Origin of the sequence: Mycobacterium shottsii (assembly GCF_010728525.1) — a bacterium.
In the GTDB taxonomy this organism is placed as follows: domain Bacteria; phylum Actinomycetota; class Actinomycetes; order Mycobacteriales; family Mycobacteriaceae; genus Mycobacterium; species Mycobacterium marinum.
In genome coordinates, this window is record NZ_AP022572.1 from 4,448,846 (window position 1) to 4,474,362 (window position 25,517).

General features: G+C 67.2%; 19 protein-coding genes and 1 pseudogene. 4 read left to right on the forward strand and 16 right to left on the reverse strand.

Annotated elements, in window-relative coordinates; translation table 11 throughout:
• Positions 1–228 precede the first annotated feature (228 nt).
• The 14 genes and pseudogenes from G6N41_RS20555 to G6N41_RS20620 form a co-directional block, all read right to left on the reverse strand.
• Positions 229–1,185: a cell division protein FtsQ/DivIB gene (locus G6N41_RS20555; RefSeq protein ID WP_198965513.1), complete on the reverse strand. Its 957-nt coding sequence runs from the start codon at positions 1,183–1,185 to the stop codon at positions 229–231.
• Positions 1,182–2,648 carry a UDP-N-acetylmuramate--L-alanine ligase gene (gene murC / locus G6N41_RS20560; protein ID WP_198965514.1) on the reverse strand — a complete coding sequence of 489 codons (1,467 nt, stop codon included), beginning with the start codon at positions 2,646–2,648 and terminating at the stop codon, positions 1,182–1,184. Before murC ends, G6N41_RS20555 begins: the two co-directional genes overlap by 4 nt.
• Positions 2,645–3,859 (reverse strand): undecaprenyldiphospho-muramoylpentapeptide beta-N-acetylglucosaminyltransferase, encoded by a 1,215-nt coding sequence (gene murG, locus G6N41_RS20565; protein ID WP_198965515.1) that lies wholly within the window; start codon positions 3,857–3,859, stop codon positions 2,645–2,647. The genes murC and murG overlap by 4 nt, the downstream gene beginning before the upstream one ends.
• Positions 3,856–5,487, reverse strand: coding sequence for a putative lipid II flippase FtsW (gene ftsW, locus G6N41_RS20570; protein WP_198965516.1), 1,632 nt, complete (start codon positions 5,485–5,487; stop codon positions 3,856–3,858). The genes murG and ftsW overlap by 4 nt, the downstream gene beginning before the upstream one ends.
• Before the next feature lie 6 nt (positions 5,488–5,493).
• On the reverse strand, positions 5,494–6,960 hold the full coding sequence (gene murD / locus G6N41_RS20575) for a UDP-N-acetylmuramoyl-L-alanine--D-glutamate ligase (RefSeq protein WP_198965517.1): 1,467 nt from the start codon (positions 6,958–6,960) through the stop codon (positions 5,494–5,496).
• Between the two features lies 1 nt (position 6,961).
• Positions 6,962–8,041, reverse strand: a complete 1,080-nt coding sequence (gene mraY, locus G6N41_RS20580) for a phospho-N-acetylmuramoyl-pentapeptide-transferase (protein ID WP_198965518.1) — start codon at positions 8,039–8,041, stop codon at positions 6,962–6,964.
• Positions 8,038–9,615, reverse strand: coding sequence for a UDP-N-acetylmuramoyl-tripeptide--D-alanyl-D-alanine ligase (locus G6N41_RS20585; RefSeq protein WP_198965519.1), 1,578 nt, complete (start codon positions 9,613–9,615; stop codon positions 8,038–8,040). Before G6N41_RS20585 ends, mraY begins: the two co-directional genes overlap by 4 nt.
• Positions 9,612–11,231 carry a UDP-N-acetylmuramoyl-L-alanyl-D-glutamate--2,6-diaminopimelate ligase gene (locus G6N41_RS20590; protein WP_198965520.1) on the reverse strand — a complete coding sequence of 540 codons (1,620 nt, stop codon included), beginning with the start codon at positions 11,229–11,231 and terminating at the stop codon, positions 9,612–9,614. Before G6N41_RS20590 ends, G6N41_RS20585 begins: the two co-directional genes overlap by 4 nt.
• A 361-nt stretch (positions 11,232–11,592) precedes the next feature.
• Positions 11,593–13,378, reverse strand: a pseudogene (locus G6N41_RS20595) (PE family protein).
• A 250-nt stretch (positions 13,379–13,628) separates the two neighbouring features.
• Complete coding sequence (locus G6N41_RS20600) at positions 13,629–15,704, reverse strand: peptidoglycan D,D-transpeptidase FtsI family protein (RefSeq protein ID WP_020729389.1); 2,076 nt, start codon at positions 15,702–15,704, stop codon at positions 13,629–13,631.
• Entirely contained in the window at positions 15,701–16,972 is a 1,272-nt protein-coding gene (locus G6N41_RS20605; RefSeq protein WP_198965521.1) for a hypothetical protein, read from the reverse strand. The genes G6N41_RS20600 and G6N41_RS20605 overlap by 4 nt, the downstream gene beginning before the upstream one ends.
• On the reverse strand, positions 16,969–18,156 hold the full coding sequence (rsmH, locus tag G6N41_RS20610; RefSeq protein WP_198967948.1) for a 16S rRNA (cytosine(1402)-N(4))-methyltransferase RsmH: 1,188 nt from the start codon (positions 18,154–18,156) through the stop codon (positions 16,969–16,971). Before rsmH ends, G6N41_RS20605 begins: the two co-directional genes overlap by 4 nt.
• Before the next feature lies 1 nt (position 18,157).
• A complete protein-coding gene (gene mraZ / locus G6N41_RS20615; protein WP_020729392.1) occupies positions 18,158–18,589 on the reverse strand; it encodes a division/cell wall cluster transcriptional repressor MraZ in 432 nt (143 codons plus the stop codon).
• Between the two features lie 409 nt (positions 18,590–18,998).
• On the reverse strand, positions 18,999–19,403 hold the full coding sequence (locus tag G6N41_RS20620; RefSeq protein ID WP_011741273.1) for a DUF3040 domain-containing protein: 405 nt from the start codon (positions 19,401–19,403) through the stop codon (positions 18,999–19,001).
• A gap of 302 nt (positions 19,404–19,705) precedes the next feature.
• On the opposite strand from G6N41_RS20620, the gene G6N41_RS20625 reads away from it, so the two are divergent.
• Together G6N41_RS20625 and lppM are read left to right on the forward strand one after the other, a co-directional pair.
• Entirely contained in the window at positions 19,706–20,344 is a 639-nt protein-coding gene (locus G6N41_RS20625) for a GNAT family N-acetyltransferase (RefSeq protein WP_198965522.1), read from the forward strand.
• A gap of 149 nt (positions 20,345–20,493) precedes the next feature.
• Entirely contained in the window at positions 20,494–21,141 is a 648-nt protein-coding gene (gene lppM / locus G6N41_RS20630; protein WP_198965523.1) for a lipoprotein LppM, read from the forward strand.
• 45 nt (positions 21,142–21,186) lie between these two features.
• On the opposite strand, the gene G6N41_RS20635 is transcribed toward lppM, so the two are convergent.
• Entirely contained in the window at positions 21,187–22,083 is an 897-nt protein-coding gene (locus tag G6N41_RS20635) for a mycobacterial-type methylenetetrahydrofolate reductase (RefSeq protein WP_198967949.1), read from the reverse strand.
• A gap of 285 nt (positions 22,084–22,368) precedes the next feature.
• On the opposite strand from G6N41_RS20635, the gene idsA2 reads away from it, so the two are divergent.
• Both idsA2 and G6N41_RS20645 read left to right on the forward strand, forming a co-directional pair.
• A complete protein-coding gene (gene idsA2, locus G6N41_RS20640) occupies positions 22,369–23,427 on the forward strand; it encodes a bifunctional (2E,6E)-farnesyl/geranyl diphosphate synthase (RefSeq protein WP_198967950.1) in 1,059 nt (352 codons plus the stop codon).
• A gap of 4 nt (positions 23,428–23,431) precedes the next feature.
• Positions 23,432–25,012, forward strand: a complete 1,581-nt coding sequence (locus G6N41_RS20645; protein ID WP_198965524.1) for an alpha-(1->6)-mannopyranosyltransferase A — start codon at positions 23,432–23,434, stop codon at positions 25,010–25,012.
• Between the two features lie 37 nt (positions 25,013–25,049).
• On the opposite strand, the gene G6N41_RS20650 is transcribed toward G6N41_RS20645, so the two are convergent.
• Complete coding sequence (locus G6N41_RS20650) at positions 25,050–25,454, reverse strand: Rv2175c family DNA-binding protein (protein WP_011741279.1); 405 nt, start codon at positions 25,452–25,454, stop codon at positions 25,050–25,052.
• Between the last annotated feature and the right edge of the window lie 63 nt (positions 25,455–25,517).

Here is a 25,517-nt window from a genome sequence, read left to right on the forward strand (position 1 = left end):
GGCTCAGTTCTCCTGCGGTGTGTCTGCTTGCAAAACCCTCAACCTCAACCATAGAGTTAGAGTTATGTCAAGTAGTTCCGCGTAACCAGAACCGTATGGGTACGACGGGAACTAGCCGTGCAGGCGCGCCGACGCGTCATGCGCATTTTTTTGTGCCCTACCGCTGAGCGCGGCGTCAGGTCGGGCGCCGAATGCGAATCGGGTCGGGCTCTCGCGGCGGGTTGCGGACTACTTCACGGTCGGCAGATCGGGGCTGGACACGTCGTAGGTCCGCCCTGGCTGCGTCAATAACGCCGCTAGCTTCTCCGCCTTCTCCTCGGCACGATCGGTGGTCCCCCAGATCACCACTCGCCCGTCGGCGAGCGTCAGAGTGATCGATGACACAGACGGAGCAGCGATCCGGCCCACTTGGCCGGCGACCTCGGGACGCAGCGCGGTCAATACCTCCAACGCAGCCAGCGTGGCGGCATCGGTCGGACCCGGATCATCGACGTCGAGGTAGGGCAGCGCGGGTGGCGGCGGACCGGTCGCAAAATCCACCCCTTCGCGGTCGAACAGGTGCGGGCCGTCCGGGAAATCCTTCACCACCAGCGGCACCCGCTCCACAATGGTGATCCGGAGCGCCGATGGGTATTGGCGCTGCACCCGCGCACTGGCCACCCGACGGATCGTCGCTACTCGGTCGGCGACATCTTTGGTGTTGATCTGCAGTAACGGGGTCCCGGTCGGCACACTCGCCGCGCCGAGCACTTCCTCGCGGGTCACCGTGCCGACCCCCGTGACTACGACATCGCGAGCAGACATCGCCGGGGTGAAGTAGAGCACCAGCCCCAACCCCACACCCACCACCACCAACGCCACGGTGGCCAGCAGCATTTTCAAGCCGCGAACGACGCCACGAGCGACCGGCTGAGGTTCCTTGGCGACGTGGCCGCGAGCGCGCCGCTTGGCGTCGCGGCGAGCCTCCTCGATCGCGATCGCGCGAGCCTCGGCGGCACGGCGTTCGGCGCGTTCACGACGGGCGCGACGGCGTGGTCCCTCGAATTCGTCCTGATCCTCGGCTTGGTCCGCGGCCTCCTGCGGCTCCTGAGAATCGATGGCGATCGGTACGGTGGCCGGTTCGCGCTCGTCGTCCAGGTCGTCGGCGACCACGTCGGTCGATCGGCCGTCGCTAGCTTCGGTCACTGCAACACTCCTGGCCGTCCGGGTTCACTGCGATCGGCTCGCATCCGCAGCGCGGCCACGATCTCCGGTCCGAGCAGGGTGACATCTCCGGCACCCATGGTGACAACGACGTCGCCCGGTCCCGCGGCCGCGGCCACCACCTCCGCCACCGCAGAAAAGTCACGCAGATAGCGGACCGGCACGGTGACATGCTCGGCGACACTGGCTCCGCTGATCCCAGTCAGCGGTTGCTCGCGCGCGGCGTAGACGTCGAGCACGAACACCTCGTCAGCGGCATCCAGAGCGCTGCCGAACTCGGCGGCGAAAGCCTTTGTCCGGGAATATAGATGTGGCTGAAATACCACCAGTAGACGACCACTGCCACTTTGGCGAACCACCGAGCGGACCGCGCCCAGGGTCGCCCTGACCTCGGTCGGATGGTGCGCGTAGTCGTCGAAAACCCGCACCGACTCCGCCGTCCCGACCAGTTCGAATCGCCGACGCACCCCCTCGAAACCGGCCAGGCCGTCGAGCACCTCGCCGACCGGGGCGCCGACCTCGATCGCTGCTAGCAGGGCACCCAGGGCATTGAGCGCCATGTGCCGCCCGGGCACCGAAAGCCGCATCGAGCGTGGGTCCGCCTCGCCTGCCAGCTGGATCTGCGCAACCGCTCCGGTGCCCCGCTGTTCCCACGACACCAACGTCGCGGCCAACGCGGCCCCGGCATGTCCGGCCGATCCGTAGCGCAGCACCCGAATGCCCAGCTCGGCGGAGCGTTCGGCCAGCGCCGCCGAGCCCGGGTCAACGGCACAGACCACCAGCGCTCCGCCGGGGGCGAGTCGCTCCACGAAAGCGTCGAACACCCCGACATAAGCCTCGGTGCTGCCATAGAAGTCCAGGTGATCGGCCTCGATGTTGGTCACCACGGCGACGTGGGGGGTGTATTCCAACAGCGAGCCGTCACTTTCGTCGGCTTCGGCGACAAAGTAGTCGCCGCTGCCGTGGTGGGCGTTGGTGCCGGCCTCACCGAGTTCACCGCCCACCGCGAAGGAGGGGTCGCGGCCACAATGCTGCAACGCAACGATGACCATCGAGGTCGTGGTGGTCTTGCCGTGTGTGCCGGTCACCATCACGGTGGTGCGCCCGTCCATCAGCTTGGCCAACACAACCGGTCGCAGCATTACCGGCACGCCGCGGCGGCGGGCCTCGACCAGCTCCGGATTGGTCTTGGGGATGGCGGCGTGGGTGGTGATGACCGACGTAACACCACCCGGCAGCAAGTCCAGTGCGGACGCGTCGTGCCCGATCCGGATCAGCGCGCCGCGTGCCCGCAACGCGTGCACACCCCGCGATTCCTTGGCGTCAGAGCCCGACACCAAACCACCGCGGTCGAGCAGGATGCGGGCGATGCCCGACAATCCCGCTCCCCCGATGCCGACCATGTGCACCCGTTGCAGTTCGGGCGGCAATTGCTCGGCGGTCATCGTCGCCCTCCGACAGCTCGTCGCCGTGACGGAGCCAGACGCGCGATGTCCAATGCCGCCTGAGCCACCTGCGCCGCCGCGTCGCGGTGTCCGACCTGCGCGGCGGCCGCCGTCATCGCCGCCAGTCGCGGCGGGTCGGTGAGCAGGCCGGTCACTTCGCGAGCTACCAGCGCCGGCGTGAGATCGGCATCGGCAACCACCATGCCGCCGCCGGCGTTGACCACCGGGAGCGCATTGAGCCGCTGCTCGCCGTTGCCGATCGGCAGCGGAACGTAGATCGCCGGCAGTCCGACGGCCGATACCTCGGCTACCGTCATCGCACCGGAACGGCATATCACCAGGTCAGCAGCGGCGTAGGCGAGGTCCATCCGGTCCAGATAGGGCACCGCGACGTAAGGCGGGTCATCTTGGCCGGGGGTACGTGGCTCTAGGAGCTCTAGGACGTTTTTTGGCCCGTGCGCGTGCAGCACCGAAACACCCGACGCGGCCAGCTCGGCGGCAGCGGCAGAAACCGCCTTGTTGAGTGACACCGCGCCCTGCGATCCGCCGAACACCAGCAACACCCGGGCGTCGTCGGCGAAGCCGAAGTGAGCCCGCGCTTCCGCTCGCAGAGCCATGCGTCGCAGAGCCATGCGGTCAAGGGCGGTGATCGCTGCCCGGACCGGCACTCCGACTACCTCGGCACCCCGTAGCCCCGAATCCGGGACCGCCGAGAACACCCGGTCCGCGGTCCGTAGACCGACCCGGTTGGCCAGCCCTGCCCTGGCGTTGGCTTCATGAATCACGACCGGGATCCGGCGCCGTAACCCGGGGATGCCGCGGGCGGCCAGGTAAGCGGGCAGCGCGACGTAGCCACCGAATCCGATGACGACGTCGGCATCGACCAAGTCGAGCACCGCCCTGGTCTCCCGGACCGCTCGCCACACCCGGGGTGGAAGCCGGGCCAGGTCGCCGCTGGGTTTGCGCGGCAGCGGCACTGGCGTAATCAGCTCGAGGTGATAACCGCGCGCGGGCACCAACCTGGTTTCCAGACCGCGCGATGTTCCCAAAGCGGTGATTCTGACATTCGGTTCCAGGACGCTGAGCGCATCGGCCACGGCCATCGCGGGCTCCACATGGCCGGCGGTGCCGCCACCGGCGAGCACAACCGACAACGCAGGACCGTGATTTACCCCGAGCCCGCCAGTCGGCTCCCTGACCGTGTCATTCACCCGTAACGCTGACCTTCCAATGCACGAACCCGCCCACTATGACGCTGACCGGCGTAGCGCTGCCCAGCCCCCTGCTGCCCGGACCGAGCGCCCGGCCGATCTGGTCTGCGGGGCAACGCTGGCCGCAGCGGCTCCTCGGCGAGCCGAGTCGCCGCCTTGGGAGCCTTCCGCGCCTCCGCCTGCTTGGCCGGTGGCCGGGCAGCTGGTGGCTGCACGCGCTTACGGTCGCGGAACACCTCGAGGCGAGTTGGCGCATACGGCTTGGGTAGCGGGAGCCGCAGTATCCGATTCACTCTATCGTCGCGGCCCGCCCGCAACGCGGCAACCGCCTCCGGCTCGTGTCGTGCCGCGTTGGCGATGATGCCGATCATCGCAAGGGTGGTGGCCGTCGATGTCCCGCCGGCCGAAATCAGCGGCAGCTGCAACCCGGTGACCGGCAACAGGCCGATCACGTAGCCGATGTTGATGAACGCCTGACCCAACACCCACAGCGTCACGGTGGCGGTCAACAACCGCAGAAACGGATCGGCCGAGCGGCGTGCTATCCGCATTCCGGTATAGGCGAACAGCCCGAACAGGCCGAGCAGTCCCAGCGCTCCGACCAGGCCCAGCTCCTCGCCGATGATCGCGAAGATGAAGTCGTTGTGGGCGTTGGGCAGGTAGTTCCATTTGGCCACGCCCTGGCCCAGACCGTCACCGAAGATGCCGCCGTGGGCCAGCGCAAACTTCGCCTGCCGCGCCTGGTAGCCCGAGTCTTGGGGATCGTTGTCGGGGTCGAGCCAGGAGCGCACTCGGTCCGACCGATAACCCGCGGTCATCGCCAGCACCCCCGCCGAGACAACAACGGCCGCAAATGAGCTCATGAAAACGCGCAGCGGCAAGCCCGCGTACCACAGCAGGCCCAGCAAGATGATGCCCATCGATACCGTCTGCCCGAGGTCGGGCTGAGCCACGATCAGGGCCAGCGCGATCACCGCTGCCGGGACCAGCGGAATCAGCATCTCGCGCAGGGATGCCCGCTCCATGCGGCGGGTCGCCAGCAGGTGCGCACCCCAGACGGCGAATGCCATCTTGGTCAGCTCAGAGGGCTGCATCGAGAAGCCGGCCACCACGAACCATCCCCGAGAGCCGTTGGCTTCCTTGCCGATTCCCGGGATCAGCACCAGCACCAACAGCACGATGGTGAAGGCAAAGCCGGAGAACGCGATGCGCCGCAAAAAGCTCACCGACATGCGCAGACCGACGTAGCAACCGACCAGGCCTACCCCCGTCCACAGGACCTGCTTGCCGAAGATCACCCATGCCGATCCGTCGTCGTCATAGGACCGCACGCCCGAGGCCGACAGCACCATGATCAGTCCGAGGGTGGTCAGCAATGCAGCAACCGCGATGATCAGGTGAAACGACGTCATGGGCCGACCCAGCCAAGCACCGAAACGGGTGCGCGGACCCCGCTCCTCGGAGTTGGTTTGCCCCTTTGCGGCCTTGGCGCTCGCGTCAGCGGCTACCGGCTGCTCGGCAGCGGAGTCAGCCGAATCCGCTAAATCCGGGTCCGTGTCGGCCTGCAGGTCGGCATTCTCGGTATCGGTCTTGCCCCGGCGTAACAGCCGGGTCAGCGCGCTGGCCACTCCCGCCTACCGGACCGCGGCGCGCACGGCCGCCGCGAAGGCGTCGCCGCGATCGCCATAGCTGGTGAACTGGTCAAATGAGGCGCCGGCCGGTGCCAGCAGCACCGTGTCGCCAGACCTGGCCATATTGCGAGCCGCCGCCACCGCGGCACGCATCACGCGAGCGCCGAGGGAACCCCCAACATCGTCAACTTTTGTAACAGAAGCACCACACGCCTCACCCATATCAGCATCCTCGCTTGTCACAACCTGGACAACGGGGACATCGGGCGCGTGTCGTGATAACGCCTCGGCAACCTCTGCGCGATCTTGGCCGATGAGCACCGCTCCGACCAGCCGCGACGCCATCCGGGCCACCTCCGCGTCCACGGATGCGCCCTTGAGCAGTCCGCCAGCCACCCACACCACCCGTGGATAGGCCAGTACCGATGCCTCGGCAGCGTGCGGGTTGGTGGCCTTGGAGTCGTCGACGTAGGTGATGCCGTCAACGACCTCCACAACTTCGCTGCGGTGCCGGCCAACCTGAAACGAGGCGACCGCGTCGGCGATCGCATCGGCCGACACCCCCACCGTGCGAGCCAATGCGGCCGCGGCCAGGGTGTCGAGGACTCCCACCGGTCCCGGCACCGGGATAGAGGAGGCCGGCAACAGCACCAGATCGTCGGAGAAGGCCCGGTCGACGAGATGGCCGTCGCGCAGGCCCAACTCCCCGACCGCCGGCGCACCGATTCGGAAGCCGACGCGTACCGGGGCCGGCGCGGTGTCGCGCAGCGCGGCCGCGCGGCTGTCGTCGAGCCCCACCACCGCCACCCGACCGGTAAGCACCCGCGCCTTGGCTTCGGTGTAGGCCGCCATCGTGCCGTGCCAGTCGAGGTGATCTTCGGCGATGTTGAGGACCACGCCGGCCTCGGGCCGCAGCGATGGCGCCCAATGCAACTGGAAGCTCGACAACTCCACGGCCAACAGGTCCGCGGGCTCCTCGAGCACGTCCAGCACCGGGCTGCCGATGTTTCCGCACAGAACGCTGCGGTGTTGGCCGGCCACCAGCATGGCGTGCAGCATCGAGGTCGTAGTGGTCTTGCCGTTTGTCCCGGTCACCACCAGCCAGTGGCGCGGCGGTCCATAGCAGCCCGCGGCATCCAATCTCCAGGCCAGCTCCACATCGCCCCAGATGGGCACGCCGGCGGCCGCGGCCGCGGCCAGCACGGGCGTGCTCGGCTGGAAACCGGGACTGGTAACTACCAGGGCATATCTTGATTCCGGGCTGGCTTCGGGCTGCGCCAGCTGCTGCACGGCGACCGACGGGTCCACGGTGGCGACCCCGCTCTCGGCGAAGGGACGCAGCATCGCCGGATCGTCATCACACATCGTTGGTATCGCACCGAAGCGGGTCAGTGCGGCCAGCACCGCGCGGCCGGTCACCCGGGCGCCGGCGACCAGCACCGGTGCGCCCGGCACCAGCGGGTCCAGCATCTCAGGCACCGATCGCGGCCAGCCATTCACCGTAGAACAGGGCCACGCCCAGACCACAGGTGATGGCGGTGAGCAGCCAGAAACGAATGATCACCGTGGTTTCGGCCCACCCGACCAGCTCGAAGTGATGGTGGAACGGCGCCATTCGGAATACTCGGCGCCCGGTGGTGCGGAAGGTCAGGATCTGCAGGACCACCGAGGTGATTTCCGCGACGAACAGCGCCCCCAACACCACCGCCAGGATCTCCGTGCGGCTGGTTACCGAGAGTCCGGCGATGATGCCGCCCAGCGCGAGGGATCCGGTATCGCCCATGAAGATCTTGGCGGGAGCGGCATTCCACCACAGAAAGCCGATGCAGGCACCAGCGGTCGCCACGGCAATGAGCGCCAGGTCCAGCGGATCACGCACGTTGTAGCAGCCCAGCCCGGGTGCCGTGACACAGGCGTTGTGGTCTTGCCAGAAGGTGATCAACACGTAGGCGCCGGTGACCATCGCCATGCACCCGGCCGCCAGCCCATCGAGCCCGTCGGTGAAGTTGACCGCGTTCGACCAGGCGCTGACAACGAGCACACAGAACAGCACGAACAACGCCGGCGTCAAGGTGACGGTGGCGATCTCGCGCACATAGGACAGTTCGGCGCTGGCCGGCGCCAGGCCGGCCGGATTGCGGAACTGCAACACCAGCACCGCGAACAGCACGGCGGAGGTGATCTGCCCCACCGTCTTGGCCGTCTTGTTCAGCCCCAGGTTGCGCGACCTGCGGAGTTTGATCAAGTCGTCGAGGAATCCGACGCCACCCAGCGATGTCGCCAGGCCCAGCACCAGCAGACCCGATGCGGTGATTCCTTCGCCGTCAAAAGCCAGGCCGGCGAGGTGGGTACCGAAGTAGCCCGCCCAGATGCCGGCCAGAATCGCGACTCCACCCATCGATGGTGTTCCGCGTTTGCTGTGGTGGCTCGGTGGGCCGTCCTCACGGATCTGGTGACCAAATCCCTGCTTGGTGAACAGCCGGATCAAGGCCGGTGTCAGCAGGATGGAAACCGCCACCGCGATGGCGACGGCGATCATGATCTGTCTCATGAGTGCGCACTCCCGCGGTCTTGACAGCCTGCGGCTGCGCAAGCCAGCGCGTCGGCCAGCTCACCCAGGCCGGCCGAGTTCGAGGCCTTGATCAGGACGACATCTCCGGGTTGGATCTCCGCGCGCAACAATGCCAGGGCAGCGTCGCGGTCTGGGACGCTGACCGCCTCCGTGCCCCACGAACCCTCCATGACCGCTCCGTGGTACATGGCGCTCATCGACCTCCCAGTTCCCACGACAACGAGTCGAGACACATCTAAGCGCACGGCGAGCCTGCCGATGTGATCGTGCTCGGTTATCGCGTCCGCGCCGAGCTCGGCCATCTCGCCCAGCACTGCCCAACTGCGCCGACTTTGAGGCCGGACACCGGGCTGACTCGCGGTGGTCGACTCCGCCTCACCGCGGGCGATCCACGCCAGCGCCTGCAGCCCGGCGCGCATGGAATCCGGGTTGGCGTTGTAGGCGTCATCGATCACCGTCACCCCGTCCGGCCGGGTGCTCACCTGCATCCGGTGCCGCGACACGGGCCCCGCCTCGGCGAGTGCGGCCGCCACCTGCGACACGCTCGCGCCGCATTCGAGGGCCACCGCGCCGGCGCACAACGCGTTGGAGACCTGGTGGTCTCCGTACACCCCGAGTCGTACCTGGGCCGCGGCGTCACCGGCGTGCATGGTGAACTGCGGCCGGGCCAGCCGATCCAGCGAGACCGGTCCCGCCCAGACATCACCGGGACCGGGCCAGCTGGCTCCGGTGGCGGTGGCTCTACCCACCCGAACCACCCGGGCGGCAGTCACCTCGGCCATGGCCGCCACAGCCGGGTCATCCGCGTTGAGGATGACCACCCCGGATGCCGGGACGGCTTGCGGCAGCTCAGATTTGGTTTGGGCAATGATCTCGAGAGAACCGAACTCCCCCAGGTGTGCGGTGCCGACGTTGAGCACCACCCCAATAGCCGGTGGTGCCACCTGTGCCAGCGCGGCGATATTTCCGGGATGGCGTGCCGACATCTCCAGAATCAGGTAGTCGGTGCTGCGGGTGGCACGCAGCACGGTCCAGGGATGCCCGAGTTCGTTGTTGAAGGACCCGGGTGGTGCGACGACCTCGCCCAAAGGTTTGAGCACCGCGGCCACCAGATCCTTGGTCGATGTCTTGCCCGACGACCCGGTGATCCCGATGATGGTCAGTCCGCCGGCCACCAGCTCCGCGGCCACCGCCTTGGCCAACTTGGCCAGGGCGGCCAGCACGGCCGCACCCGACCCGTCGGCGTCGTGCTCGAGCACCCCGGTCAACGCGTCGGCGGTCACGTCCGGCTCGGGTGAAACCACGATCGCCGGGACCCCGACGGGGCGGGCTGCGAGCACGGCGACGGCACCGGCCGCGACCGCCGACGCCGCGTGATCGTGTCCGTCGGCACGCGCGCCGGGCAGGGCCAGAAACAATCCGCCCGGGCCGACCGCCCGCGAATCGAACTCAACGGTCCCGGTGACCCGCCGTTGCTCAGCCTCTTGCGGCGAGATGTCGACCAGCGTCCCCCCGACAATCTCGGCGATCTCGGCGACGGTGTAGTCGATCATGTGCAGGACTCCAGCGCCTCTAAGGCTCGGGCCAGTTCCACCCGGTCGTCGAACGGACGCACTTCTGCGCCGCCACGCTGCCCGGTTTCATGCCCTTTACCCGCAATCAGCACCACGTCACCGGTGCGCGCCCAGTCGACCGCGTAGCCAATCGCCTCACCTCGGTCGGCAATCTCAACCACCTGCGCCGCCCCGCCGCTTTCGGCTGCCCCGGCCACAATCGTGCGTCGAATTGCCCCGGGATCCTCACCACGAGGATTGTCATCGGTCACAACGACCAAATCGGCGAGCTCCGCGGCGATGCGCCCCATCGGTCCACGCTTGCCAGGGTCACGATCACCGCCTGCCCCGAAGACCACCGCCAGCCGGCGCTGCGGATCCCGCAGGGTGCTCAGCACCTCCCGCAGCGCGCCGGGTTTGTGCGCGTAGTCCACCAGCGCCAGGAAGTCCTGACCGCGGTCCACCTGTTCCAGGCGCCCAGGCACCCGGGTTTCCCGCAACCCTGGCGCAGCCTGCTCCGGCGAGACCCCGATAGCATCCAGAATCGCCAGCGCCAGTAGGCAATTGGCCACGTTGTAGTGTCCGGGCAACCCAATGCGCACCCGATGCCCCACGCCGGCAGGATCGAGCGCGGTGAATTCTTGCCCTCCGGCCCCCACCGGGGCCACATCGGTTGCGCGCCAGTGGGCCGGCTGACCTGTGGCGCTGACGGTGATGGCGGCACCGGCTCTATCGGCCATCGCACGACCGGCCTCGTCATCAATGCAGACGACCACGCTGTGGCCACGCAGCGCCGAGGCAGGATCGAACAGCAATGCCTTGGCTTCGAAGTAGTCAGCCATCGTGGGGTGAAAATCGAGATGATCGCGCGACAGATTGGTGAAGCCGCCGACCGCGAACCGGATGCCATCCACCCGGCCCAGGGTCAGCGCGTGGCTGGACACCTCCATCACCACCGTGTCCACCCCGCGTTCGACCATCGCCGCCAGCATTGCCTGCAGGGCGGGCGCTTCGGGGGTGGTCAGGGTGCTGGGTATGTCGGCGCCATCGATGCGGATGCCGATGGTGCCGATCAGGCCGGCGACCCGCCCGGCGGCCCGCAAACCAGCCTCCACCAGATAGGTCGTGGTGGTCTTACCCGACGTTCCGGTGATACCGACAACGGTCAGCCGGTCGGACGGGTGTCCGTACACCAGCGCGGCGGCCTCACCCAGTACGCCGCGGGGCGCGGGATGGACGAGTACCGGCACGGTGCCGGGCACACAACCCAGCGCGGATATCGCCGTCACCCCGGCAGGGTCGGTGAGCACCGCGACGGCACCGCGCTCGATCGCGTCGGCGGCATGGCGTGCCCCGTGGGTGGCAGATCCTGCCAGCGCCGCGAACAGATCGCCTGGCTGCACCGCCTGAGCGCGCAGCGTCATGCCCGTGATCAGCGTGTCCGGGACGGCCGCGGCTCGATGTGGGCCATCGGCGAGCACCGCTCCGACTTGAACTGCCAGCTCAGCCAGCGGCACACCTGGGCCGGCGCTGGGGCGCAACACCGACTCCACCTCGCTCACCACCTCCGTCCGACGGCCGACACCGGGAGAAACCGGTCGGCCATGACCGGCCATGACACCCTACCCAGTCGCGCCCGGTAACGACGCGGTGCCGTACCCACACGGCACCGCGCCGGCTGCCCAACTCTGGGTTGACCCGCAGTGACAGCCCAGCTCACAGCGGACATCTGAACCCGCCGTTCCCGACCGCCGGAGCCCGAGCCTAGGTCAAGCACCGCGACGAACGGCTCGTGATCGGCCGCAACCCGGCGGGGCGGGGCCGACAATCGCGCTCACGCCGGTTTCTGAGGGCTACCTACTGAGGCGCACGACACCCCGATAAACAAGCGACTGGGCCACATCACAAACCGACCAGCAGACGGCGGCGGGGGCGTAATCAGCACCGGCAAGGCGCCGACAGGCACATCAGCGCACGTCAGCCCTGGGCGCCGGGCGAGCCGAATAGTCGACCGCCTCGCCCGCCGAAACCGCCGGTCGCTGGCGGTAGGCCGAACCCGCCGGTTCCGCCGGCCCCGCCGTTACCGAGCCAATCGGCGTTGCCACCGTCGCCGCCCAGCCCGCCAGCCGCGCTGCCGTCCCCACCGTCGCCGCCGGCCCCGCCATCACCAATCATCACAGCTGCTCCGCCGCCACCACCGTTGCCGCCGGCACCGCTAGCGCCGGTTCCGCCAGCCCCTCCGGACCCGCCATTGCCGTACAACGACCCGCCATTCCCGCCGGCCCCGGCATGTGCACCGAGTCCGCCGGACCCGCCGGCGCCGCCGGACCCGCCGTTACCGATCCAATCGGCGCTGGCACCGTTGCCGCCCAAGCCGCCAGCGCCAGTACCGTCCCCTCCGTTGCCGCCCGCCCCGCCGGCCCCGCCATCGCCGATCAACCCGGCTGCCCCGCCGCCGCCACCAACCCCGCCCGTACCGCCGATGGTGTTACCTATACCTCCGACGCCACCGGTCCCACCACTGCCACCACTCCCGAACAGTTTCGCCGCGCCTCCGGTTCCGCCGGCCCCACCCACACCACCGATGCTGTTGGTGCTGGCGTGATTTGCGCCTCCGGTACCGCCGACCCCACCGGCCCCACCGCTACCGATCAGCCCACTGGTACCGCCGGCCCCTCCGTTCCCACCGACACCGGGAATGCCGGAGCCTTGCAAGAGCCCTCCCCCGGTACCGCCGGCCCCACCGGCCCCACCGTCGCCGTAGAACAACCCGCCGTTTCCGCCAGCCCAGCCATTTCCGCCGACCCCGCCGTCCCCAACTGGTGCGGTAGCGGTACCACCGTGGCCGCCGGCCCCGCCATTGCCCCACAACCCGGCGTTTCCCCCGTACCCTCCGGCAGCGCCATTCGGAGTGCCTTTAGCGCCGAAAATCTGATTATTCAGCCCGGCGTCACCACCGCCGCCGCCATTGCCGAAAAGCAGCCCACCATGTCCGCCGTTACCACCGGCCCCCTCCACAGACCCCACCGTGAAGAAACCGGGACGCCAGGTATCGCCGCCATCGCCGCCGGCTCCGCCGTCACCCCACAGCCCAGCGTTGCCACCCGCACCACCAACCCCGCCCGCCGTGTAGTAAGTCCCAGCGGCGGCCCCGCCTAGCCCGCCGGCCCCACCGTTGCCGTAGAGCCATCCACCGTTGCCCCCGGCACCCCCAGCCCCTCCGGCCAAGCCACTGCCTCCCGCCCCGCCATTGCCGATCAGCCCCGCCGCGCCCCCGTTACCACCTGCCGCAGCGGTGGCGCCGCTGGTGTAGCTGTAGCCGGCGCCACCATTGCCGTACAACAACCCCCCAGCCCCACCATTAGGGCTGGCCGCGGTTCCCGCCGTCCCATCACCGATCAATGGGCGCCCCAACAACGCTTGCGTGGGCGCATTGACCGCCCCCAACACACCCTGCTCAACACCCTGCAACGGCGATACGTTGACCACCTCCGCGGCCGCATACGCGCCCCCCCGCATTGGTCAACGCCTGCAAAAACTGGGCATGAAACGCATTCGCCTGAGCGCTGAGCGTCTGATAAGCCTGGCCATGACCGGAAAACAACGCCGCCATCGCCACCGACACCTCATCAGCACCCGCTGCCAACACCCCGGCCGTCGGGGCCGCCACCGACATATTGGCCGCCTGCAGGCTCGACCCGATCACCCCAACATCCGACGCAGCCGCGGCCAGTGCCTCCTGAGTTACCGACACGAAAGACATCGCTAAATCCCCTCACGCAAGTCCGATGCCGGTTAGCGGGCGACCCGGATGGACAGGTCGATCGAGTTCTGACATCACGCAATTCCCGATTGCCAGAACGTTACATTCAATGCCAAATGTAAACCGCAGTTTCAGATATTTGACTGATTCCAGTGAGGCATGGCGGCCAGCATTCTCCCTAGCGGTCGCGACACGAGCCGGCGCACCTAGGCGTTGCGCTGGTTCAGTGGTGGGTCTCGGCAGCAGGTTCCTAGGTGGCCTGCAGCAGCAGGGGCGGCCCCGGGTCCGCGGACAGCGGCACATTCTCGCGCTGCATCAGCCACGCAGCGATGTTGTGGAACAGCGGCGCCGACGAGTGACCGGCGGTTCCATCGGAGTTGCGTTCCGGGTTGTCCAGCATCAGGCCGATGACGTAGCGAGGATTGTCGACGGTGGCCAGTCCCGCGAAGGTGATCCAGTACACGTTGTCGAAATAGCAGCCACATGCCGGGTTGATCTGCTGCGCGGTTCCGGTCTTGCCCGCCATCTGGTAGCCCGGCACCGCGGCGGCGGTTCCGGTGCCCTGCTGATAGCCCATCGGGTCGCGCTGGACGACCGCGCGCAGCATCTCGCGCACGGTTTGAGCGGTCTGCGCCGACACCACCCTGATGCCCTCGGGCCGTGGCTCTTCGGTACGCGTTCCGTCGGCGGCGATGGTCGCCTTGATGATCCGCGGCGGTATCCGCACCCCGTCGTTGGCAATCGCCTGGTACATGCCGGCCATTTGCAGCAGTGTCATCGAAAGCCCTTGGCCGATCGGCAGGTTCGCGAACGTGCTGCCCGACCACTGGTCGAGCGGCGGCACCAGGCCGGCGCTTTCGCCGGGCAATCCGACACCGGTGCGCTGGCCCAGACCGAACTTGCCGACCATGTCGTAAAAACGTTCCGGGCCGACCCGCTGCGCGAGCATCAAGGTGCCCACGTTCGAAGACTTCCCGAACACCCCGGTCGTGGTGTAGGGCATGACACCGTGACCCCAGGCGTCGTGCACGGTAACGCCGCCCATTTGGATCGTGCCGGGCACCTGTAGCACTTCGTCGGGGGTGCTCAGCCCGTACTCGATGACCGAGGCCGCCGCGATGATCTTGTTTACCGAACCCGGCTCAAAAGGCGATGACACCACCAGATTGCCGAGTTGGCGGTCGCCCTGGCGGCCGATGTCTTGAGACGGGTCGAAGGTGTTGTCGTTGGCCATGGCAAGGACTTCGCCGGTCTGGGCGTCCAGGACCACCGCCGAGGCGTTGCGGGCTCCGGACAAGTTCTTCGCCTGCTGCACCTGTTGCTGCACGTAGAACTGGATGTCGTTGTCCAGGGTCAGCTGGACGGTGGACCCGTGCACCGCTTTGTGCCGGTTGCGATAGCTGCCGGGGATGACGACGCCGTCCGATCCCCGGTCGTAGGTCACCGACCCGTCGGTGCCGGCCAGCACCGCGTCAAGCGAGTCCTCCAGGCCGAGCAGACCATGGCCGTCCCAGTCGATGCCGCCGACGATATTGGCCGCCAACGATCCACCCGGGTATTGGCGCAGATCCTGGCGCTCCGAACCGACTTCGGGATACTTGTCGGTGATCGCGCTGGCGATAACCGGATCGACGGCGCGTGCCAAATACACGAACGACTCGTTGCTCTGCAGCTTCTTGAGCAGGGTGGGTGCATCGGGCTTGTTGTTCAGCTTGCCCGCAACGTCCTTCGCGATGTCCTTCAGCCGCTGCTGGGGGTCGGGCGCGGCCGGAGACTTCAGCTTGGCCTCCTCCAGCTGCTTGCGAATCCGCTTCGGCTGGAATGTCAGCGCACGTGCCTCGATGGTGAAGGCGAGCCGATCGTTGTGCCGGTCGACGATGGAGCCGCGCAACGCGGCTTCGACGTCGGTGACCTTCAGCTGACCAGCCGCCTGCGCGCGCAGGTCCTCGGCATTTGATACCTGCAGAACGAACAGCTGGGTCGCCGCCACCAGCATCAGCACCAAGATCACCGCGTTTCCGGCTCGGTGCCGAAACACGAATGAAGCGCCGCGGCTGGCGACTTCCACCGCCTGACGGGTGCGCCGCTCCCGTGCCGACCTGCCGGGCGGGGCGACCTCAGTGCGCGCCGCCGGACGGGTCTTCTTGGCCTGTTTGGCTTGGGGCAGTCGCTTCGGTTCACGAGCCTGCTTGGGCGAGCGGTCGGCCCGCGTCTTACCGGACGACCTGGGCTGGCGCGGTTCGTGGGCGCTGTGCGCCTTGCCCGAGACCCGCCGTGACCGCGAGGACTGCGACGGACGAGCCTGCCGCGATTCGCCGCGGCTCACCGTGACACCCCTGGCGCCGCAGCAGCGGCTGGACCGGGCTGTACACCGCTAGCCGGAGCCGGAAGCGCTGGCACCGGCGCCGGTACCCCCGCCTGAGGAGCCACCGGAAGCCCGGCCGTCCCCGGCACCGGCGCAGCCAGTGAGGCCTGCGGGGCCACGGGGACGACCGCGACGGGCGGCGCCGTGACCGCTGGCACCGGTACCGGCACCTCAGCGGGCACCTGAGCGGGCACTGGTGCGGGCAGCACGACCGGAGCCGGGGGAACTTGGACCGCCCCGGCCGGTGGTCCTGGCAACTGGCCCGGCCCGGTGACCGGACCCGCAACGCCAGGCAACTGGCCGGGAAGCGGCACCGGCCCCGGCGCCCCGGGTACCTGACCCGGTATCTCGATCGGGGGCTGGCCCGGTAGGTGGTTGGTGCCGGCGCCAAGGGTCGACGAACCGTCTGGAGTGCGCGGCAACAGTTGCGGTCCCGTTCTGGGGAGCAACGCCGGATCGTCGGGACCCGGCATTACCCGCACCGGAACCTCGGGCGGCAACGCGGCCGGCTTCGGGGGCGCCGGAGGACCTTCTTCGGGCAGCTTGCTGTTCAGCGGTGGCGGGGGTACACCATCAGCCGGCTTCGGGGTACCCACTACCACCCAGTTTCCGTCCGGAGCCTGAACCAGATGGGCGGTATCCCGGGTGGGGATCATGCCCTGTTTGCGGGCCGCTTCGGCCAACGCGGGCGCGGATTCCGCTTCGCGTACATCGCGTTCCAGCGATTCCTTCTGCTGCTGCAGCATCCGGGTCCGCTCCCGAGCATGGCTGAGCTGATACGAACGCTCGGCCGCGTCGGTGGACAGCCACAAGGTGAGCCCCAGCCCCACCCCGAGCGAGCCGATCACCAACACCACAAACGGAACCCTGCTGAGCAGTGCGTGGGGACGCAGGTCCATCGAGGCCAGCCGGACCGCCATTCGCTCCGTCAGCTTGGGCCGGACGACCTTGGGTGTCTTGGCTTTCCGAGCCTTGGCCCGCGCTTTGGCTTGCCCGGTGTTCTTCGGCCGCGCCGGGCGCTCCGCGGGCCGCGGCATGGGTGTGGTCTGCGGTCCCGACATCGGGATCCGGGCCTCCCGGTTGGGCGCTTTCTTCTTTCCGGCCCGACCACGGCGCGACGCGTCAGCCGGTGTGCGCCTGGTGGTACGGGCGACCGAACAGTCGCGTCCGCCGCCACGATCACCGCTCTGGCGTTTTCCAGGCACCCGAGCCTCGCGCTTCGCCTTCATGACTCGCCCTTCCCGGTTCCTTGTCGCGGTAGTGCCTCGAGCTCAAGCCGTTCCAACGCCCGCAATCGCACGGGCGCGCTGCGCGGGTTGCGTTCCACCTCGGCCGCATCCGCGCGTTCGGCGCCGTGGGTCAACGAGCGGAATCGCGGCCCATGGCCGGGAAGTTCAACCGGAAGGTCCATCGGTGTGCGCGAGGCGACCGCGTCGGCGAACACCCGCTTGACGATCCGGTCCTCCAGAGATTGATAGGCCATGACGACAATCCGCCCGCCAACGGCAAGCGCGTCCATTGCGGCGGGGACGGCACTACGCAAGGAGCCCAGCTCGTCGTTGACCGCAATTCGCAGCGCCTGGAAAGTGCGCTTGGCCGGATGTCCGCCGGTACGCCGCGCCGCAGCCGGAATCGCCTCGTAGAGAAGAGCAACGAGTTCCGCGGTGGTGGTGAACGGCTTGTCGGCGCGCCTGCGGATGATGCGGGCCGCGATGCGGCGCGCGAACCGCTCCTCGCCGTAGCGGTGCACGATATCGACCAGTGCCGCCTCGTCGTAGGTATTGATGATGTCGGCCGCCGACAGCGCTGACTGCGGATTCATTCGCATGTCCAGCGGGGCGTCCTTGGCATAGGCGAAGCCTCGCTCGGCCTGGTCGAGCTGCATCGACGAGACGCCCAGGTCGAATAGCGCGCCGCCGATCGATTGCGCTGCGCCATAACCCAGTTCGGTCAACGCCGAGGCCAGACCGTCGTAGCGCGTGTGCACCAGCGTGACCCGGTCGGCAAAGCGCGCCAATCGAGTCCGGACGATCTCGAGGGCACTGGGATCACGGTCGAGCCCGATCAGTCGCAAACCCGGCAGCTCCGTCAAGAACCGCTCCGCGTGCCCACCCGCGCCGATTGTGGCGTCGACCAAAACCGCCTCCGACCCGTCCGCGTGGTGGCGAGTCAGCGCGGGCCTGAGCAGCTCGACGCAGCGTTGCGCCAGGACGGGAACATGGTGAAAGTCATTCAAGCCGGGTTCCGTCGGGCCATCAGCCACCGCGACACCTCCCCTGGTTGGGGCCGGGCAATCCTCGCCTACCAGGCGCAATGCCCCTGCACCGAGGTCCCTGTCCGAAGGCACGAACCTGGCGTTGGGGAAGTACGCCAGGGTCGGTTCGGGCAGAGACCACGGTGCACGGACATGCACCTCAGAAAATGTCGCCGAGTGCTTCATCGCTGGCCGCGGAGAAGTTCTCTTCATGGAGTTGCTGGTAGTCGTGCCAGGCTTGCGCATCCCAGATTTCGAGATAGTCAACCGCTCCGATCACCACGCAGTCCTTGGTGAGGCCCGCATAGCGGCGGTGGTCGGCCGACAACGTGATGCGGCCCTGACTGTCGGGATGCTGTTCATCGGTGCCGGCGGCGAGATTACGCAGGAATGCTCGCGCTTCGGGATTACTGCGCGGCGCCTTGCTGGCCCGGCGAGCCAATTGCTCGAACTCCGACCGGGGATAGACAGCAAGGCTGTGATCTTGGCTCTTGGTGACCATCAACCCCCCTGCCAACGCGTCGCGAAACTTGGCCGGCAGCGTTAGCCGCCCTTTGTCATCGAGTTTGGGCGTGTAGGTGCCGAGAAACACTAGGCCACCTCCAGCCAGAGTCACTCGGCTCACCCGAACACTTCAGCCACCATACCCCACAATCCCCCACTTCGCCCCATTGCCAGGGTGTCGCACCCATGTTTTTCCACTGATCTGCCACTTCGGGATGAAGTCCTACCGCCACCACCCCCCATACAGAGGGTCTACGGAGCGGCAAAGCCGCATTTCAGAGGCATGCAGGCCAAAATTGGCACCAAGTGGGGCCAAGTGGGGCATATGCGACACGCCGATCGGTCACAGGTGGGGATCGGTACGGACTACCCGCCGTAATTGCCCAGTTCGTGGGTGCGCACGCGGCAATGGGTAAACCGGCACCGGGCAGCCCAGCGCACCGCGGCACAAAAAAAGGGGGCGGCCGTGGGCCGCCCCGTCTTGTTCAGATCTTCGCCTACTCGTCGAAACGGCGGCGGAACCGATCCTCCATACGACTGGTGAACGAGCCGCCCGACCCCTTGCCGCGGCGCTGACGCGATGTGCCAGACGCCGGCCGGGAGTGATCCACCCGACCCGACAACCGCGGGCCAGAAATGGCGAACACCACGCCGCCAAACATGACGACGAAGCCGAACACACTCAAAATCGGGAAGCTTCCGATCATCGTGGCCTTGAACGCCACACCGGAGACCAGCATCGCCAGACCGATGACGAACAACGCCGCGCCCTGTAACCGCCGGCGCGCTGTCGGTGCACGGAAACCCCCGCCACGGACGCTCGAGGCGAATTTGGGGTCTTCGGCGTAGAGAGCGCTCTCGATCTGCTCGAGCATCCGCTGCTCATGATCGGAGAGTGGCATTCGTCCCTCCTTGCCGACAGCCGTCACGTAACTACCGATAGCAACGCGGATGCCCGTTGTGCGGGCAACTAACTCAGATGATACGAACTGAATCCGTGCGGTACCACTGGTTCGCCGGCGATTCTATCCTGGCGTCATCAATGCGCACGAATCGGTGGGAGTACCGCTGCGATGCAACCCATCACAATTGCCCCGTCGACTCCGGGTCGATCACCATCCAACCGCTCGCTGAGCTACTGGCGCGTGGTCAGATACTGGTGCTGAAGCATCGCACCAAATAACCACGAGGAGGGCAGCCCGCGTTGACGATCTTCGTCATTGATCTGCCGCCGGACGAGATGGAGCGCCGCCTCAGGGAGGCCTTGACGGTCTACGTCGACGCGATGCGCTACCCCAGAGGCACCGAAAACCAGCGCGCTGCCATGTGGCTGGAACACGTCCGACGCAGCGGCTGGAAGGCGGTGGCCGCGGTTGACGTACCGCAAACACAGCCATCAACGCAGCTCCCCGACATCATTGGCGCCGATCCCAACCACGAGTTGCTTGCCGCAGATCTGGCCAACGCTCCGATGGTCGGGGTGGCCTACGGCTATCCCGGAGCACCCGGTCAATGGTGGCAACAGCAGGTCGTTTTGGGCCTGCAGCGCCGCGGTTTTCCGATGCACGCGATCGCTCGGGTGATGAGCAGCTACTTCGAGCTAACGGAGTTGCATATCCATCCGAACGCCCAAGGCCGGGGCATCGGAGAGGCGCTCACCCGTCGGCTTCTGGCCGGCCGCGGCGAGGAGAGCGTCTTGCTCTCCACTCCGGAAAGCAATGGCGAGGACAATCGAGCGTGGCGGCTGTATCGGCGGCTGGGATTCACCGATATCCTCCGCGGCTATTACTTCGCCGGCGATCCGCGCGCATTCGCGATCCTGGGCCGCGCGCTTCCCCTGTAGGCCCCGGCGGCACCCGAACCGGCGGACAGGTTGCCGTACCAACCCACCGGGTCTGGCACGATGACCAGGTGCGTGCCAGCTCTCCCCCACTTTCAGCCCCAGCAGCCCCAGCGTTGCGCGCCCGACGACGGCGGTTGCTGGCAATCGCAATGCTGTTGATGCTGGTGCCAATTGCCACCGGGTGCCTGCGGGTCCGAGCGTCGATCACCATCTCGCCCGAGGACCTGGTGTCCGGGGAGATCATCGCGGCGGCAAAACCGAAGAACAACAAGGACACCGGGCCCCAGCTGGACAGCGACAACGTCGCGTTCAGCCAGAAGGTCGCGGTTTCCAACTACGACAGCGACGGCTACGTGGGATCGCAGGCGGTGTTCTCCGATCTCACCTTCGCCGAACTGCCTCAGCTGGCCAACATGAATCCCGACGCCGCCGGAGTGAACCTGTCGCTGCGCCGCAACGGCAACATGGTGATTCTCGAGGGCCGCGTCGATCTGACGTCGGTGACCGATGCCGATGCCGAGGTCGAGCTGACCGTTGCGTTCCCTGGCACCGTGACGTCCACCAACGGCGATCGCATCGAGCCCGAAGTGGTGCAGTGGAAACTCAAGCCGGGTGTGGTCAGCACCATGAACGCTCAGGCGCGCTACACCGATCCCAACACCCGGTCCTTCACCGCTGCAGGCATCTGGCTCGCCATCGCGTCGTTCGCCGCCGCCGGGGTGGTGGCGGCGCTGGCTTGGGTCAGCCGGGACCGCTCCCCGCGCTTCACAGCCCCCGGCGATCAGCCGCCAAGCTAAGCGCGCTCGACTCGACGCCGCCGGGGCCCGGTGCCGCAGAACGGGCTAGCCGTGTGTGTCGGGCGCCCAGTAGGCGAGCATTTCCGCGAAGGTCTGGAAAGCTGCCGGAGACACCCCGTAGGTCGCCTCGAAATGGATGCTGAGCGGGAAGCCCAGACCGACGACGCCGTCCATTATCCGCTTGTACAGGTCGACCATGAGCTGGCGCTTCTGAGCAGGTTCGCTCGCGGCCAGGCGCTTGACGAACTCCTGTTCCGCGGCCACCGCAGGGTTGCCGGGATCCTGGATCAGCCAGTTGATCAGGCCGACGCGGCTTTCGACTTTCGGGATGAAGCCAAACGAGAGCAGCAGCTCGGGCCGGTGGTCGGTGCTGTCGGCAAATTCGGTGAGGAACTTGACGATGGCGTCCGAATACAGCAGCTGGGTCATGCCGTAGGTGGCGCCCTGGTTGCACTTGAAATTGAGCCGGCCTTGTTCGCCGTCGCGGGTGGGAATCACGATCACACCGCGGTTGGGCAGCAAGTCACGATAAATCGACAACGCGTCGGTGGGTGCAACCCCGGAGCCTTCCCCGTCGTTCATGGTGCGCGGCACGCCGACAAAGACCACGCCCTCCATACCGGCGTCAGACAAATCCACCAGCCGGCGACGCAGGGCCGCTTCGTCGGTAAACGCGGTTACTTGCGTACACAAGCCGTTGATCCCCGGCATTTCGGGTTTGATGATCTGCCAGAAGTCGAGCACGTCGAGCTTCTGCTGCATCGGCAACGGCCGATCGTCGTCTTCGGCGATCATCCCGGGGATCATCACGTGCCGCAGACGGCCGTCCAGCCCGAAGTCCGCCGAGTACTGCACCACTTTGCGCGCATCTTCCAATGCCCGTTCCTTGCCGCCATCGACATTGGGCGGCACCAGCTCGAGCGCGATCGTGCGTAGGGTCACACAGCTCCCCTTTGTTTTGACGATTATTCTCTGCCCGTTGCCAGGCGGCGCCACACCGCGCACAGGGGATCCGGGTCGCGCGGAGCCGCAAAACCCAGGTCACTTCCAACAGCATAGGTGTGGGTTAGTCAGTTAGGCGAAGCAACTTGTGGGGTCAACCCGCGCCGCAACCCTAAAAGACCAACACCCGCCGCCTGCGCTGTGGCCTAATACACTGTCGGGCCAGAGACAAGCCGAGCAGAAAGGGGCGCCGCGCTGAGCGTCGACGCATCGGCAACCGAAGAGCTGGGCGGCGCCATCACCGACCAACTGCGACTGTACTTGCGTGATCGTCGCAGCCAGGCGGCCTACATCGGTGACGACTACGGCGCCTTGACGGCATGGCTGGAAGAGTTCGTGCTCTCCGGGGGCAAGCGGCTAAGGCCGATTTTCGCTTATCGGGGCTGGCAGGCCGTGACAACCGAGGATCCCGACCCGGATCTACTGTTGTTGTTTTCTGCGCTGGAGCTGCTACATGCCTGGGCGTTGATACATGACGACGTCATCGACACCTCGTCAACGCGGCGCGGCCGGCCAACGGCCCACATGCACTTCGCGGCGCTGCACCGGGACCGGAACTGGCTCGGCCCAGCACAGCAATTCGGGATCTCGGCAGCGATCCTGATCGGCGATGTGGCACAGGCCTGGGCCGACGACATCATTTCGCGGGTTTCCCAGTCAAGCCTGTCACCCGACGCGCAACGGCGGGTCCAGCGCGTCTGGTCGGATATCCGCACCGAGGTGCTGGGCGGGCAATACCTTGACATCGTGGCCGAAGCCAGCGCGGCCGATTCCATTACGTCGGCAATGACTGTCGCGACCTTCAAAACCGCCTGCTACACGGTCTCGAGGCCGTTACAGCTGGGGGCGGCCGCAGCCGCCGACCGGCCCGATGTCCAGGAGGCGTTCCACCAGTTCGGAACCGATCTCGGAGTCGCGTTTCAGCTGCGCGACGACGTGCTGGGGGTGTTCGGCGACCCGGCAGTGACGGGAAAGCCATCCGGCGACGACCTGAGGTCGGGAAAGCGCACGGTGTTGATCGCCGAGGCGGCCGCGCTGGCGGACAGGTCGGACCCGAAGGCCGCCAACTTGTTGCGGTCCGCGGTCGGCAGTGAGCTCACCGACTCGCAGGTGGGCGAGCTGCGCGAGGTGATCGTGCGGGTCGGGGCCCTTGCGGCCGCCGAGAACCGGATCGCCGGGCTCACCCGGCGCGCACTTGCCACACTCGAGTCCATACCCATCAATGCCAGCGCCAAAGCCGGCTTGTCCGCGCTGGCCCGGACGGCCACGGACCGGTCGGCCTGAACCAATGACCAGTCCAACACCCACTCCGGAAGCCCTCTCTGTGACAAAAATGTCTGTTAGGCAAAGCCTTTCGCGGATTCGAGAGTTTGCGTCCTCCCCCCAGGCCGGGCCTGCGCGGCTGGGGCTGCTGGGTGCGGTGCTGATCACCGTCGGCGGGCTGGGAGCGGGCAGCATCCGCCAGCACGATCCACTGCTGGAATCCATCCACATGTCCTGGCTGCGCTTCGGTCATGGGCTGGTGCTGTCATCGATCGTTTTGTGGCTGGGCGTTGGTCTCATGCTGATCGCCTGGCTGCGATTGGGGCGAGGGGTCCTCGCCGGCCAAGCCAGCGAGTTCACCATGCGGGCCACCACGGCGTTCTGGTTGGCGCCCCTGTTGCTTTCGGTGCCCATCTTCAGCCGGGACACCTACTCCTACCTCGCCCAGGGGGCACTGCTCCGCGACGGCCTGGACCCCTACGCCGTCGGCCCGGTTGCCAACGCGAATTCGCTGCTCAACGACGTAAGTCCGATCTGGACGATCACGACCGCACCGTACGGTCCGGCATTCATCCTGGTGGCAAAGGTCGTCACCATGATCGTCGGCAACAACGTTGTCGCAGGAACCATGCTGCTGCGTTTGTGCATGCTGCCCGGGTTGGCCCTACTGATCTGGGCGACCCCGCGCCTGGCTCAACATCTCGGGGCCGACAGCCCAACCGCAATGTGGATCTGTGTTCTCAACCCATTGGTCCTGATTCATCTGATGGGCGGGGTGCACAACGAGATGCTGATGGTGGGCCTGATGGCCGCCGGTATCGCATTAACCCTGCAGCGCCACCACGTTGCGGGTATCGCGCTGATCACGGTCGCCGTCGCGGTCAAGGCGACGGCCGGGCTGGCACTGCCCTTCCTGTTCTGGGTATGGATGCGCCACCTACACGAGCGCCGGGGTTATCGGCCGGCTCATGCTTTCCTGGTGGCCGCCGCCGCCTCGCTACTGGTTTTTCTTGCCGTGTTCTCCGTGTTGTCCGCGGTGGCCCGGGTGGGGCTCGGGTGGCTCACTGCGCTGGCCGGTTCGGTCAAGATCATCAACTGGCTGACCCTGCCGACCGGGGCGGCCAACCTGATCCATGCCCTGGGCAGGAACTTCTTCAAGCTCGACTTCTACACCTTGCTGCACGTCACCCGACTCATCGGAATCGCGATCATCGCCGTATCGCTCCCGCTGCTGTGGTGGCGGTTCCGGCGCGACGACCGGGCCGCATTAACCGGCATCGCGTGGTCGATGCTCATCGTGGTGCTGTTCGTACCAGCCGCCCTGCCTTGGTATTACTCCTGGCCGCTGGCCGTCGCGGCGCCGCTGGCGCAGTCCCGGCGATCGATGGCGGCCATCGCCGGGATTTCGACCTGGATCATGGTGATCTTTAAGCCCGACGGATCACACGGGATGTACTCCTGGCTGCACTTCTGGATCGCCACAAGCTGCGCACTTGCCGCCTGGTACGCGCTCTACCACGCGCCCGACCTGCGCACCCGGCCTGGCGAGACACCGGCCGACGAGCCCGCGGCGCCCCTCGATATGGGCACCAAGGACCCTCAGTAGGGCTCAGCGAGCCTCAGGAGGCCTGGATCGAGCCTTCTTAGTAGGCCATGGCCTGCGCGCGGCGGACGACTTCACGAGCCTGGTGAGCATGGAGCGCGTCGACGGGGCGCGCGTTGCTCACCGCGTCGCGTGAGCCGTCGCGTGTGACGGTCAACGACGGGTCCGGCGTAAACAACCACCGGATGATCTCGGTGTCGTGGTATCCGCCGTCATGCAGGATCGTCAACAACCCTGGCAAGCTCTTGACCACCTGACCTGAGCTGGTGAAAAAGACCTGCGGCACGACCACACCCCCCTCGCGCCGCACCGCAACAAGGTGACCTTCGCGCAACTGCTGATGCACCTTGCTGACCGGAACGCCGAGAAGTTCGGCGACCCGAGACAGGTCATAGGTTGGTTCGTCGGGGTCCAGGACGTCGTCGCCGGCCGGAATACTGCCCACCGCGCCAGTGTAGAACCTGGCAAGCTGGCGGGTGTGCGCGTTGCGGCTACGTTGCGCCCTGCG

Bases quoted from the DNA above. Each gene is read 5' to 3' on its own strand.
- lppM (WP_198965523.1), top strand. From the start codon at position 20,494: ATGCTGTTGATGCTGGTGCCAATTGCCACCGGGTGCCTGCGGGTCCGA.
- G6N41_RS20585 (WP_198965519.1), bottom strand. From the start codon at position 9,615: ATGATCGACTACACCGTCGCCGAGATCGCCGAGATTGTCGGGGGGACG.
- G6N41_RS20590 (WP_198965520.1), bottom strand. From the start codon at position 11,231: ATGGCCGGTCATGGCCGACCGGTTTCTCCCGGTGTCGGCCGTCGGACG.
- mraY (WP_198965518.1), bottom strand. From the start codon at position 8,041: ATGAGACAGATCATGATCGCCGTCGCCATCGCGGTGGCGGTTTCCATC.
- murC (WP_198965514.1), bottom strand. From the start codon at position 2,648: ATGACCGCCGAGCAATTGCCGCCCGAACTGCAACGGGTGCACATGGTC.
- G6N41_RS20645 (WP_198965524.1), top strand. From the start codon at position 23,432: ATGACCAGTCCAACACCCACTCCGGAAGCCCTCTCTGTGACAAAAATG.
- murD (WP_198965517.1), bottom strand. From the start codon at position 6,960: ATGCTGGACCCGCTGGTGCCGGGCGCACCGGTGCTGGTCGCCGGCGCC.
- G6N41_RS20620 (WP_011741273.1), bottom strand. From the start codon at position 19,403: ATGCCACTCTCCGATCATGAGCAGCGGATGCTCGAGCAGATCGAGAGC.
- G6N41_RS20605 (WP_198965521.1), bottom strand. From the start codon at position 16,972: ATGAAGGCGAAGCGCGAGGCTCGGGTGCCTGGAAAACGCCAGAGCGGT.